The 11,762-nt window shown below is 71.0% G+C and carries 13 protein-coding genes; 8 read left to right on the forward strand and 5 right to left on the reverse strand.

What is annotated here, in order from left to right:
- The first annotated feature begins 94 nt into the window (after positions 1-94).
- The 4 genes from rox to ABTY62_RS22175 all read left to right on the forward strand — a co-directional run bounded on the left by rox (position 95) and on the right by ABTY62_RS22175 (position 4,057).
- A complete protein-coding gene (gene rox, locus ABTY62_RS22160) occupies positions 95-1,528 on the forward strand; it encodes a rifampin monooxygenase (RefSeq protein ID WP_352131141.1) in 1,434 nt (477 codons plus the stop codon).
- A 68-nt stretch (positions 1,529-1,596) separates the two neighbouring features.
- Positions 1,597-2,046, forward strand: coding sequence for a MarR family winged helix-turn-helix transcriptional regulator (locus ABTY62_RS22165; RefSeq protein ID WP_502997498.1), 450 nt, complete (start codon positions 1,597-1,599; stop codon positions 2,044-2,046).
- Positions 2,043-3,464 carry an MFS transporter gene (locus ABTY62_RS22170; RefSeq protein ID WP_352131142.1) on the forward strand — a complete coding sequence of 474 codons (1,422 nt, stop codon included), beginning with the start codon at positions 2,043-2,045 and terminating at the stop codon, positions 3,462-3,464. Before ABTY62_RS22165 ends, ABTY62_RS22170 begins: the two co-directional genes overlap by 4 nt.
- A gap of 29 nt (positions 3,465-3,493) precedes the next feature.
- On the forward strand, positions 3,494-4,057 hold the full coding sequence (locus tag ABTY62_RS22175) for a cysteine hydrolase family protein (RefSeq protein ID WP_352131197.1): 564 nt from the start codon (positions 3,494-3,496) through the stop codon (positions 4,055-4,057).
- A gap of 16 nt (positions 4,058-4,073) precedes the next feature.
- On the opposite strand, the gene ABTY62_RS22180 is transcribed toward ABTY62_RS22175, so the two are convergent.
- From ABTY62_RS22180 to ABTY62_RS22195, 4 genes are all read right to left on the reverse strand, one after another.
- A complete protein-coding gene (locus tag ABTY62_RS22180) occupies positions 4,074-4,475 on the reverse strand; it encodes a hypothetical protein (protein ID WP_352131143.1) in 402 nt (133 codons plus the stop codon).
- Between the two features lie 58 nt (positions 4,476-4,533).
- The gene (locus ABTY62_RS22185) at positions 4,534-5,529 is read right to left on the reverse strand and encodes an alpha/beta hydrolase family protein (RefSeq protein WP_352131144.1); all 996 of its coding nucleotides are present in this window, start codon (positions 5,527-5,529) and stop codon (positions 4,534-4,536) included.
- A complete protein-coding gene (locus ABTY62_RS22190; protein WP_352131145.1) occupies positions 5,526-6,461 on the reverse strand; it encodes a zinc-binding dehydrogenase in 936 nt (311 codons plus the stop codon). Before ABTY62_RS22190 ends, ABTY62_RS22185 begins: the two co-directional genes overlap by 4 nt.
- 114 nt (positions 6,462-6,575) lie before the next feature.
- Positions 6,576-7,016, reverse strand: coding sequence for a MarR family winged helix-turn-helix transcriptional regulator (locus ABTY62_RS22195; RefSeq protein WP_352131146.1), 441 nt, complete (start codon positions 7,014-7,016; stop codon positions 6,576-6,578).
- 133 nt (positions 7,017-7,149) lie between these two features.
- Here ABTY62_RS22195 and ABTY62_RS22200 point away from each other — a divergent pair, with 133 nt between their 5' ends.
- Positions 7,150-7,806 carry an NAD(P)-dependent oxidoreductase gene (locus tag ABTY62_RS22200; protein WP_352131147.1) on the forward strand — a complete coding sequence of 219 codons (657 nt, stop codon included), beginning with the start codon at positions 7,150-7,152 and terminating at the stop codon, positions 7,804-7,806.
- Positions 7,807-7,813: 7 nt separating this feature from the next.
- Positions 7,814-8,623, forward strand: a complete 810-nt coding sequence (locus ABTY62_RS22205) for an SDR family NAD(P)-dependent oxidoreductase (RefSeq protein ID WP_352131148.1) — start codon at positions 7,814-7,816, stop codon at positions 8,621-8,623.
- A 61-nt stretch (positions 8,624-8,684) separates the two neighbouring features.
- Here the strand turns inward: ABTY62_RS22205 and ABTY62_RS22210 are convergent, their stop codons facing one another.
- A complete protein-coding gene (locus ABTY62_RS22210) occupies positions 8,685-9,647 on the reverse strand; it encodes an alpha/beta hydrolase (RefSeq protein ID WP_352131149.1) in 963 nt (320 codons plus the stop codon).
- A 181-nt stretch (positions 9,648-9,828) separates the two neighbouring features.
- Here ABTY62_RS22210 and ABTY62_RS22215 point away from each other — a divergent pair, with 181 nt between their 5' ends.
- Complete coding sequence (locus tag ABTY62_RS22215; protein ID WP_352131151.1) at positions 9,829-10,896, forward strand: alpha/beta hydrolase; 1,068 nt, start codon at positions 9,829-9,831, stop codon at positions 10,894-10,896.
- Between the two features lie 89 nt (positions 10,897-10,985).
- Positions 10,986-11,636, forward strand: coding sequence for a DJ-1/PfpI family protein (locus ABTY62_RS22220; RefSeq protein ID WP_352131152.1), 651 nt, complete (start codon positions 10,986-10,988; stop codon positions 11,634-11,636).
- Positions 11,637-11,762 lie beyond the last annotated feature (126 nt).

Consider the following 11,762-nt stretch of genomic DNA (forward strand, 5'->3'; position numbering starts at 1 on the left):
TAGCGCATGGGGGGCCTTGCGGCAAGGCCCCGGTCGTGGCGCAGAATCCTCCGCCGAGGCCAGAACGTTCCACCTCGTGGCATGGGGGATTTTTGTGATTGACGTGATCATCGCTGGCGGCGGGCCGACCGGTTTGATGCTGGCCGGGGAGTTGCGGCTGCACGGCGTGCACGTGCTCGTACTGGAGAAGGAGGCCGAGCCGACCGCGTATGTCCGTTCGCTCGGGCTGCACGTGCGCAGCATCGAGGTGATGGACCAGCGCGGACTGCTGGAGCGGTTCCTCGCGCACGGTCGGCAGCACCCGGTCGGCGGCTTCTTCGCCGCTATCACCAAGCCGTCGCCCGACGGGCTGGACACCACGCATCCCTACGTCCTGGGCATCCCGCAGCCCACCACCGATCGCCTGCTGGCCGAGCGCGCCACCGAGCTCGGCGCCGAGATCCGGCGCGGCTGTGAGCTGGTCGGGCTGAGCCAGGACGAGCACGGGGTGACGGTCGAGCTGGCGGACGGCGCGCGACTGCGGTCGCGCTACCTCGTCGGCTGTGACGGCGGCCGGAGCACGGTGCGGAAGCTGCTCGGCGTCGGCTTCCCCGGTGAGCCCTCCAGGCACGACACGCTGCTGGGCGAGATGGAGGTGGCGGTGGAGCAGGCCACGGTGGCGGCCGTGGTGGCCGAAGTCCGCAAGACCCATCTGAGGTTCGGCCTCGGGCCCTTCGGGGGCGGTGTGTACCGCGTCGTCGTGCCCGCCGAGCGGGTGGCCGAGGACCGCTCGGTCCCGCCGACCCTGGAGGAGTTCAAACAGCAGCTGCGGGTGTTCGCGGGCACCGACTTCGGCGTGCACTCGCCGCGCTGGCTGTCCCGCTTCGGCGACGCCACCCGGCTGGCCGAGCGCTACCGGACCGGCCGGGTGCTGCTGGCCGGCGACGCGGCGCACGTCCACCCGCCGACGGGCGGGCAGGGCCTCAACCTCGGCATCCAGGACGCGTTCAATCTCGGCTGGAAGCTGGCCGCCGAGGTCAACGGCTGGGCACCGGAGGGGCTGCTGGACAGCTACCACACCGAACGGCACGCGGTGGCCGCCGACGTGCTGGACAGCACCCGCGCGCAGATGGAGCTGATGTCTCCCGAGCCGGGTCCACAGGCAGTACGGCGGCTGCTGTCGGAACTGATGAACTTCGAGGACGTGAACCGCCACCTGATCGAGAAGATCATCGCGATCGGGGTCCGCTACGACTTCGGCCTCGGTGAGGGGCATGAACTGCTCGGCCGGCGGATGCGGGACGTGACACTGAAGCGCGGTCGCCTCTACGAGCTGATGCACGGCGGCCGGGGCCTGCTCCTCGACCAGACCGGCCGGCTCTCGGTGGCGGGCTGGGCAGATCGCGTCGACCACGTCGTCGACGTCAGTGAGGAGCTGGACGTGCCCGCCGTACTGCTGCGGCCGGACGGCCACGTGGCGTGGGTGGGCACGGACCAGCAGGACCTGCTCAGCCATCTGCCCACGTGGTTCGGCGCTGCCCTCGGCTGAGCAGCTATGTAGTCCAGACTGTTCAGTTTCAGCTGGACAGTCTGGACTGAAGGATTTACCGTGAAGGCATGGCAGAGACCTCTCGCGGCATGTCCGCCTCCTCCGTGCGCGCCGCGCATGAGATCCGGGTCGTGGTCGGTCGGCTGCGTCGGCGGTTCAAGGAGACGTACGACAACGAAGAGCTCACCCCCACGCAGACGGCCGTGCTCAGCAGACTCAGCAAGGAGGGCCCCGCCTCCACCAGCGATCTGGCGGCGGCCGAGCGCGTCCGTCCGCAGTCGATGGCGGCCACGCTCGGCGTGCTCGACGAGCGCGGGCTGATCCAGCGGCGGCCCGATCCCGACGACGGGCGGCGGCAGCTCATCTCGCTGAGCGCGAGCGGCACGGCGTACGTGGACGACAAGCGGCGGGCGGGCGAGGAATGGCTCGCCCAGGCGCTCGAATCCGGCTACACGGAAGAGGAGCGGCAGGACATCATCAAGGCGCTGGCCCTGCTGGACCGGCTCAGCCGCGCATGATCGCGCGGCTCGTGCGGCGGAGGGCCGGGAAACGGACGGGTGACGCCTTCGACCGGAGGCTGCTCGCGCCGATGATCCTGGGTTCGGTGCTGAACCCGATCAACTCCACGATCGTCGCGGTGGCGTTGGTGCCGATCGGCGTCGCGCTGGGCGCGCCGCCCGCGCAGACGGCGTGGCTGGTGTCCGCGCTCTATCTGGCCACCTCGATAGGCCAGCCCGTGGTGGGTCGACTGATCGACCTCTACGGGCCGCGCCGGCTGTTCCTCGCCGGGATGTCGCTTGGCGGGATCGCGGGGCTGATGGGGGTGCTGGCCCCGAATCTGGGGGTGCTGATCGCCGCGCGGGTGGTGCTGGGGTTCGGTACGTGCGCGGGCTATCCGGCGGCGATGTATCTGATCCGGGGCGAGGCCCGGCGGACGGGGCGGGAGAGTCCCGCCGGGGTGCTGACGGCGCTCGCGGTCGCCAACCAGACCGTCGCCGTCATCGGGCCGTCCCTGGGCGGGCTGCTGATCGGCCTGGGCGGCTGGCGCACCACGTTCGCCGTCAACATCCCGCTGGCGGTGGCCGGTCTGATCCTCGGCGCCCGACGGCTGCCCAAGGCGCCCCCGGCGGACCCGTCGGAACGCGGCGGCGAGCGGGTCAGGCTGGACCTGGCCGGGATGGCGCTGTTCGCCGCGACGCTCGTCTCGCTGCTGCTGTTCCTGATGCAGCCGCGGGCCGACCACTGGTATCTGCCGGTGCTCGTGGCGGTGGCGGCGGCCGGGTTCACGGTGCGGGAGCTGCGGGCGGCCGAGCCGTTCATCGATCTGCGGGTGCTCGGCGGCAACCGGCCGCTGGTCCTCACCTACGGGCGTACCGTCCTCGCCGCCGTCGTGTCGTACGCCTTTCTCTACGGCTACCCGCAGTGGCTGGAGGAGGGGCGGGGGCTGAGCGCATCGCAGGCGGGGCTTGCGCAGCTGCCGGTGTTCCTGGTCGGGATCGCCGTGTCCACCGCCACCGGCCGCCGCCCCGAGGTGCGCGGCAAGCTCGTCGTCGGTGCCCTGGGGCAGATCGCCGCGTGCGCCACGATGCTCCTGCTGCGGCCGGACAGCCCGGTGTGGCTGCTGATCGCCGTCGCGCTGCTCTTCGGCATACCGCAGGGGCTGAACAACCTGGCGCTCCAGAACGCGGTGTACCACCAGGCCGACCCGGAGCGGATCGGATCCTCGGCGGGGCTGATGCGCACCTTCTTCTACCTCGGCGCGATCGTCGCCTCCAGCGCGTACGGCGCCTTCTACGGCACCCGCGCCGACACCGGCGGGCTGCACGGTCTGGCCTGGCTCATGCTCGCCGTCGCCGCCGTGTTCCTGGCGGTCACGGTCGTGGACCGCTCGCTGGGCCGGATCGGGGCCGACGACCGGTCTTCTTCTCCTACCTAAATGCATGGAAAGGTTCAGTGAACGTGAACGTGAACGTGCCCGACAACACCGCGCTGCTCGTGATGGACATCCAGGAGGGCATCGTCGCCCGCGTCCAGGACGACCCCGACTACCTGCCCCGCCTGAGCCGCGCCATCGACGCCGCCCGCCGGGCCGACATCCCGGTCGTGTACGTGGTCATCGGCTTCCGCTCCGGCCACCCCGAAGTGTCCGGCCGTAATGCGATGTTCAGCACCCTGCCGCCTGGCGCCTTCGCCGAAGGCGACCCCCACGCGGCCATCCACCCCGACGTCGCGCCCCGGCCCGGGGAGGTCGTGGTCACCAAGAAGCGGGTCAGCGCCTTCACCGGCAGCGATCTGGAGCTGGTCCTGCGGTCCGCCGGAATCACCCGTCTCGTCCTGACCGGCCTTGCGACCAGCGGCGTCGTCCTGTCCACGCTGCGCCAGGCCGCCGACCTCGACTACCGGCTCACGGTGCTGGCCGACGGCTGTGCCGACCGCGACCCGGAGGTTCACCGGCTGCTGATCGAGAAGGTGTTCCCGGTGCAGGCCGAGGTCAGCACCGTCGACCAGTGGGCGGCGGCGGTGGGGTGAGTGCGCTCGGCGCGCGTTACGTCTCCGACGTGCCGTCCGGTGTCGGCGTCCCGGACGTCCCGGACGTCCCGGACGGCAGCATCCACACGGCGGCCCAGCAGCACCCCCGCACCACGAAGGCCCCGGCCAGCGCCCACCACACGCTGTCCACACGGACCTCGGACAGCCAGGCGATGAGATACCACACCAGCGTGTCCTGGATGAGGCCGATGACTGCCAGGATCGGCAACAGGAGCCCCTGGTACGGATCCTTGGGCGTGGCCCAGAGCGCGGTGCTGATGCCCGCGAAGAGGATGTACGCGAAGAAGTAACCGAACAGCGGGGACTCGCCGGTCTCGTCGAGCGTTATCCCTGGCAGCGCGGCGGCCAGCGCGACTCCGGGGAACAGCCCAAGCTGCTGTCTTCGAATGTCTTTCATGATCGGGACTCTGCCAGGCCGTGCCCCGCCCGGGAATACTCCGATGACCAGGAGATCGTCACATCCCGAGCGCCTCGGACATCCAGTCGGCGACCGTGGGCAGCCAGTCCGCGTGGGCGTTGCCCAGCAGATGGTCGCCGTACGGGACGAGCAGGTACTCGCCGCGCGGTGCCAGGCGGGCCAGTGGCTCCCCGCAGGTCACTCCCGAGATGTCGTCCTGGCCACCGTCGACCACCAGGAGCGGGCAGGCGATGCGGGGCGCCAGCGCGGACAGGTCGACCCGGTCGGCGAAGTCGCGGGCGGCTCGGGCTCCTCCGGCGCGCCGGGTGAGGATGTTCCGGAGCGGGGGCGGAAAGGCGTCCCAGTCGAGGCGGGAAGGACCGCTCACGGTGGTGGCGGCGGCCACGCGCGGGTCGTGGGCGGCGCTCCGCGCGACGTAGTAACCGCCCAGGCTGAGGCCGATGAGCCCGACCCGGTCGACGCCGAGCGCGTCCACGACCTGGCCGATCACCTGGTGATAGTCGGGCCGGACCGTCGTGGTGGCCGCGAGTGTGCCCTGCCCGGGGCCGTCCATCGTGAACACGGCCAGGCCCCTGCGCAGCAGCGCCGAGGTGACCGCGTGGAACTCCTCCTTGCCGGAGTCAAGGCCGGGCACGACGACGACGGTGGCGGGCGCGTCGGCCGGGCCGCGGAGCCAGCCGGCGAAGGCGGGCCCGTCGACTCGGCGGGCGCCGGGTTCCAGAATCTCCAGTGCGCGGCGCATCGCGGCGTCGGCCTCGGCGGCGGCTTGGGTCTCGGCCGGAGCCCGGTCCGTGTACGGGCCCAGGGTGGCGATGTGGAACCAGCGCGCGGCCACTTGGTAGTGCTCGCCCGCCGATACGGGGGAGGCGGCCTGTTCCGCGCGTACGAGGTGGCGGCGAGCGGCACTCACGAACGCCTGTCCCCAGTCGTCGGCCGAGGTCAATTCGGCGGTGACACGCTGATATTCATGCGGGTCGAGACCGGCGGCGGTGGCGCGCGTCAGATTCTCCGCGGCGAGGGCGGCGACGTTCACGACGCCACCCCCGTGGTGAGGACCGCCTTGCCGCGGATCCGGCGCTCCCGCAGGTCGACCAGGGTCTCGGCGGTCTTCGCCCAGTCCGCGGTGCGGCCGATCTCCGGGTGCAGCCGCCCGTCGCGCACCAGGCGCACCAGGGTGGCCAGGTCGTGGCCGTAAGGCGGGCCGACGTTGGGGCCCGCGTAGTGGAAGTGGCGGATGACGGCGCCTTCCGGGCCGTTGAGGAGATCGAAGAAGTCCAGCGTCGCCGGGGTGCGGCTGGCCTGGCCGAACCAGATCAGCGTGCCGCCCGGGGCCAGTTTGGACAGCGCGACCGGCAGGTCGGCGCCGCCGGTGGACTCCAGCACCACGTCGAACGGCCCCCGCGCCTCGGCCACCGCGTGCACGGCCGCCGCGGCGCCCAGAGCGCGCAGCCGCTCGGCGCGCGACGGGGTGGCGGTCACCACGGTGACCTCCGCGCCCGCGGTGGCGGCCAGCTCGGTGACGTAGTGGCCGACGCCGCCCGAGGCGCCGGTCACCAGCATCCGCCGCCCCGTCACGCTGCCGGCAGTGCGCAGCAGCCGCAGGGCGGTGATGCCGGCCAGCGGCAGGGCCGCGGCCTCGACGGCGCTGAGGGAGTCGGGCAGTTCGGCGAGCGAGTGGGTGGGCACGGCCGCGTACTCGGCCCACCCTCCCCGGGGCGGGTGGCCCACCACGCGGGTGCCGACCCGTGGGCCGGAGCCGTCGGCGGCTGCCTGCACCACCAGGCCGGCGACGTCCTTGCCGGGCAGCAGGCTCGGCTCCGGCCGTTCGAGGAGGAACGTCTCGCCTCGGTTCGGCGCGAACGCCTCGACGCGGATCAACGCCTCGTCCGGCGCCGGGACGGGCTGGGCGTCCTCGGCGAACTCCACCGGGCGCGCCGGATCTCCCGTGGGGATCAGTCTCTGCATGCGGATCATGTAATCGGCGGTGGCACCGGACGGGCCAACAACCTGCTGGGCGAGCCGACAACCAAGGGTTGTCACCCATGGGGTCCCCGGCCGGCCCGGCGAGCGGTCCTGGTCTCAGTCCCTCCCGGGAGAGATTCCGGACAACGCCGACAGGAGGAGCCCGGTGAGGTCCTGGCGCCGTTGCTTCCCGAGCACGCGTTCCAGGGCGGCATCCACTTCGGCATAGGCATCGCGCCCCGCCCGCAGGAGCTCCTGGCCAGTTTCCGTGACGTGGAGTTCCGCGGTGCGGCCTCGTCCGGGGTTGGTGCGGCGCTCGACGGCACCGCGCTCTTCCAGTTGCCGGACGGTGGCTTGGGCGCTCTGTGCGGTGATCCCTGCCCTGCGGCCCAGTTCGCTGTAGGACATTCCCGGTTCCCCCATCAGGTGACCGAGGGCCGAGAGATGGCGCAGCGTGCAACCGGTCGGCTTGAGTGCCCGTTCGACGTCCTCGCGTGTTCGCCGTCCCAGGGCGGCGAGCAGGAAGGCGGTGCTGTTGGGCGGGGGCTGGGCGGTCACGACTTCTCGTTCCTCCTCGGAAAGTTTCAGTTTGACTTTAACTGGAGTTCCGGGCAGTCTCCAGTTCCAGCGGGTGCGAGGCATGACTGGGCCCTGAGTTGCAGGGCGGCTGAAACATGAGTGATGAAGTGAGATGACGGAGATGAAGCTCCTCGTGGTCGGCGCCAACGGCGGCCTGGGCAGGCAGGTGGTCACCCACTCCCTGGAGCGCGGACACCAGGTGACCGCACTCGTACGACGGGGTGCAGAGCAGGCCGAGACGCCCGGGCTGCGCATCGTGGAGGGTGCTGTGGGCGATGACCTGGCCGCCGTACGCCGCGCCGTCGACGGGCAGGACGCGATCGTCAGCGCACTGGGCAATCCGCTCTGGCTCAAGGCGCGTACCGGCTCCGCGGTGATGGCCCGGGCCACAGCGAATCTGGTGGCCGCCATGCATCTGCACCAGGTACGGCGTATCGCCATGCCGCTGGCCTGGGGAAGCGGCGCCTCACGACAGCACACCGCATGGCCGCTCAAGGCGCTGACCCGGCTGCTCATCCGCCGCGACTACCAGGACTTCGACACCGCGGAGGCGATCCTCGCCGCCTCGGGGCTCGACTTCACCGTCGCCTACTTCGGCTCGCTGACCGACCAGCCCGCCTCACCTGCCTGGTCCGCCCACGCCGACATCAAAACCCCCTCGCCCCTGGCGATCAGCCGCGCCGACCTGGCCCAGTGCCTGCTGGGCGCCGTCGAATCCGCCAGCCCCGCCGCCGACCGCCTCTCGGTCAGCGGCGCGCCGAAAGGATGACGCTCCCATGAACCTCACGGGCAAGATCATTGTGCTGACGGGGGCAAGCTCGGGTGCGGGCGCCGAGGCCGCCCGCCTCCTCAGCGCCCGAGGCGCCGCACTGCACCTCGTGGGCCGCGACGAGAAACGCACAAGGGCCATCGGTGAGGAACTGCACGCGCCCACCTACACGGCCGACTTCACCAGCCTGTCCCAGACCCGCGGTCTGGCCGCGCAGTTGGCCCAAGCCGTGCCGAACATCGACGTACTGGCCCTCAACGCCGGAGGCGTCATGCCCCCGCGCCTCACCGACGACGGGATCGATGCCTCCTTCCAGGCCAACGCCCTGGCGCCGTGGCTGCTGATGACGCAGTTGGCCGGGAGGCTCGGTACCGGCCGCGTCCTTCTGACCAACTCCCGGTCCCACAGCAATGCCGTCCTCTCTCCGCACAACCTCGCCGCCGCCCTCGTGGGGGAGCCGCGTGTGTCGGGCCACCGGACCTACGCGCGGGCCAAGCTGGCCGCTGGAGTGCTGCTGCGCGAGTTCCACCGCCGCAACCCGGGCGTGGATGTCGGCGACTTCCATCCCGGCATCATGGCCTCGGACTTCGGCCGGTATATGGGACGCACCGGGAGCCTCCTGAAGACCGCCGCCCGTCCGTTCATCGGCACCCCTCGCCAGGGCGCCGAACGGCTGATTGAACTGGCTACCCGCCAACAGCCCCTTGACGGCTCCTACTTCGTCCGCACCCGCCCCGCCAGGGGCTCCGTCCAGCTCCACAGCGAGGAGCTCGGCACGGCTCTGTGGGAAGCCGCCAGCCGCGCGACCGCCGCGTAGCAGCACACCGCAAGCGGCTGCCTGGCTCCATGCCTGTACGCCGAGTGCCGGTGGCCGGCGCTCACAGGGCGCCCAATGCCCGTACGCGATTGTCGACCGCGCGGCGGCTGACGGCTGCCGCGGGATCGAAGGTGTCGAAGGCATGGGGTACGGCGGGGTACTGGATGAGCTCGACCGGTACCCCGGCGTGGCTGAGCCGTTGCGCGTAGGCGATGTTCTCGTCCCGGAAGAGGTCGAGCTGGCCTGTTTCGATGTAAGCGGGTGGAAGCGCGCCCAGGTCGTCGGCGCGGGCGGGGGCGGCATAGGCAGGGGTGTCAGGGCCGCCCGCCGCATCACCCAACAGGCAGCGCCAGCCGGTGAGGTTGTCCTCCGCGCTCCAGGTCGCCGTGTCGGCGAGGTCGGGCTGGGCGACGACGGTCCGGTCGTCGAGCATGGGGTAGATCAGGATCTGGGCCGCCAGGGCAGGGCCGCGGCGGTCCCGGGAGAGAAGAGCCACGGCGGCTGCGAGGCCACCACCGGCGCTGTCTCCCATGATCGCGATGCGAGCGGGGGCGATGCCGAGGTCGGCGGCGTTCGCCTCGGCCCAGCGCAGAGCGGCGTAGCAGTCCTCTACGGGAACCGGGTGCGGATGCTCGGGGGCGAGGCGGTAGCCGACCGAAAGCAACGCGACGCCGGAGAGGTGTGTATAGATGCGGCATTGTGTGTCGTGGGTGTCAAGGCTGCCGAGGAACATCCCGCCGCCGTGAAGGTAGACGGCCAGCGACGCCCCCTGTGGCGCCCTCTGGGCATCCTGCCGCTGGTAGAGGCGCAAGGGGATCGTCGTCCCGTCGTCGGCCGTGGCCGAGCAGGGTGTCACCGTGACGCCGGGAGGGGCGTCGAGCTCTGCGGCCTGAGCGGCTATCGCCGTGCCGAACACCTCCCGCCGGGTCTGCCAGTCACCGGGTGCCAGCGGGGGAGCGGCCTCCGCCGCCGCGATGATCGGGGACAGCGCGGCCGCGATTTCGGTGTCCATGGGTACCGTCATCAGTTCGTCCTTCTTCCTGTCACTGAGTAAGGGCCGCACCCTCTGGCCTGCCAGAGCCGGTGACCCCACCTCCGTCACGCCCGGCGCCGTCAGCCGCACTCACTGGCGTGACCCTCTTCGCTGAGTTACAGTCTGCCTGAAACTTCCTTTCAGTCAAGCTGTAACTTGATGGGGGGCCGACATGGCCAGGGATACCTCGGTGCCGATGGGGGTGCGGGCACAGGAGGTGATGGTCGGGCTGCTGGGCCGCCTGCCGGATCGGGTGCGGTCGGCGCTGGCGGGACCGGAGATCATCGTGGATGGCGAAGCACTGGCCGTCGATGCCCGCTTGCTGATCCGCTCCCTCGGCGACAAGAAGTCGGCTCTGGTGGTCGAGGACTCACCGGAGCTGTCCCGCGCGGCGCTGGAGCGCAACGCGCCGATGCTCCGTGCCGGCCGGCGGCCGACGCAGGCGGTGACGGTGTCCGAGGTATGCCTCAAGGGCGGGCGGAACGCTCTGGAAGCAACCTTGTACGAACCCGCGTCCTGCCCCGGAACGTCGGGCGCGCTGGTGTTCTTCCACGGCGGAGGCTGGGTGGTCGGCAGCCGCGTCGGATACGACCACGTGGGACGCTTTCTCGCCGAACACTCAGGCCACCGAGTGCTGTCGGTGGACTACCGGCTCGCCCCCGAGGACCCGTTCCCCGCTGCGGTGGACGATGCACTGGCGGTATTCGACGACACCGTTTCGCGGGCAGAGGAATTCAGCATCGACCCGGACAGGATCGTGGTCGGTGGGGACAGCGCGGGGGCCACGCTCGCCGCGGTGGCCGCCCGTCGTGCCGCCGCGCGGGGGCACTGCCCCGTCCCGGCGGGGCAGTGGTTGCTGTATCCCGCCACCGACCTGGCCACGCGTCACCCGTCCCGGGACACATACGGCAAGGGATTCCTGCTCACCGACGACGACATCCGCTGGTTCCAGGACCACTACCTTCGCCCCGGAGTGGACCGTACGGATCCGCAGGTGTCGGTCGTCTACGGCGAGGTCGCCCCGGACACGCCGCCGGCGCACCTCGTCACGACGGGGTTCGATCCGCTGCGTGATGAAGGCGAGTCCTACGCCGACAAGCTTCGCTCCGCGGGTGTCCCGGTCACAGCCGTCCGCGAAGCGGACCTGCCGCACGGTTTCCTGCCATTCGTCCATCTCGGCCCCCGGTTCAACCAGGCCGTCACCGAAAGCGCTCATGCGCTGCGCCGGATGCTGCGCTGACCGGTTTCCCGTCTACCTCCGGCGCTTTACCTCCGGCGCTGTTTCACCGACCGCTCTTCCTGACTATGACGAGACAAAGGACTTGTGTCATGCACGTACAGATCGCGCTCTTCGACGGCTTCGACCCCCTCGATGTCCTTGGACCCTTCGAAGTCTTCCACTCCGCAGGCGAGTTCTCCGGCGGACGGGTGTCCACCGAGTTCGTCAGCGCCGAAGGCGCACGGGACGTGGTCAGTGGATTCCCGTCGATCAAGCTCACCGCGACCTCCGCCGTGGACGTGAACAAGAAAAGCGTGATCGTCGTCCCCGGCGCCGCGGGAAGCATCTCGATGGATCCCGGCGTCGTCGGCAGCATCGGCTGGATTCTCGGCCAGGCGGGGTCCACGGCTCTGCCGGACCGGCTGCGCGAGGCGCTGGCCCGCCCGGACATGACCGTTGCCACCGTCTGCGGGGGTTCCCTCCTCCTCGCCCACGCGGGCCTGGCGGACGGCCGGCCGCTGGTCACTCACGAGCGGGGCCAGGACCTCGCCGGAACGAAGGCTGTCCCGGTGGAGGCCCGTATGGTCGACGACGGCAACCTGCTCAGCTCCGGCAACGTCACCTCCGGCATCGACCTCGCGCTGTACCTGGTCGAACGCGAGGTCGGACCCCGCGTTGCCCATGCCGTCTCGGAACTCATCCGGCACGAACGGCGCGGCACGGTCTGGAGCGCCACCGGCGCCCCGGTTTCCCTGGCGTGACGGTACGAAGGTGACCGACACGCGCGGCCTGAACGCTGTTCAGGCCGCGCGCGCGTTTCGTCGGCTCCAACGGCCGGCGGCGCCACTTGTGGGACCACGCCTCCGGCACGCCGAGTGCCGACCTAG

The organism is Streptomyces sp. NPDC097640 (assembly GCF_040302705.1).
Lineage (GTDB): Bacteria > Actinomycetota > Actinomycetes > Streptomycetales > Streptomycetaceae > Streptomyces.

What these genes read in the sequence shown, in the direction of transcription:
- ABTY62_RS22210 (WP_352131149.1), bottom strand. Translation starts at nt 9,647, where the DNA reads ATGACGGTACCCATGGACACCGAAATCGCGGCCGCGCTGTCCCCGATC.
- ABTY62_RS22200 (WP_352131147.1), top strand. Translation starts at nt 7,150, where the DNA reads ATGACGGAGATGAAGCTCCTCGTGGTCGGCGCCAACGGCGGCCTGGGC.
- ABTY62_RS22205 (WP_352131148.1), top strand. Translation starts at nt 7,814, where the DNA reads ATGAACCTCACGGGCAAGATCATTGTGCTGACGGGGGCAAGCTCGGGT.
- ABTY62_RS22180 (WP_352131143.1), bottom strand. Translation starts at nt 4,475, where the DNA reads ATGAAAGACATTCGAAGACAGCAGCTTGGGCTGTTCCCCGGAGTCGCG.
- ABTY62_RS22170 (WP_352131142.1), top strand. Translation starts at nt 2,043, where the DNA reads ATGATCGCGCGGCTCGTGCGGCGGAGGGCCGGGAAACGGACGGGTGAC.
- ABTY62_RS22220 (WP_352131152.1), top strand. Translation starts at nt 10,986, where the DNA reads ATGCACGTACAGATCGCGCTCTTCGACGGCTTCGACCCCCTCGATGTC.
- ABTY62_RS22215 (WP_352131151.1), top strand. Translation starts at nt 9,829, where the DNA reads ATGGCCAGGGATACCTCGGTGCCGATGGGGGTGCGGGCACAGGAGGTG.
- ABTY62_RS22165 (WP_502997498.1), top strand. Translation starts at nt 1,597, where the DNA reads ATGGCAGAGACCTCTCGCGGCATGTCCGCCTCCTCCGTGCGCGCCGCG.
- ABTY62_RS22190 (WP_352131145.1), bottom strand. Translation starts at nt 6,461, where the DNA reads ATGCAGAGACTGATCCCCACGGGAGATCCGGCGCGCCCGGTGGAGTTC.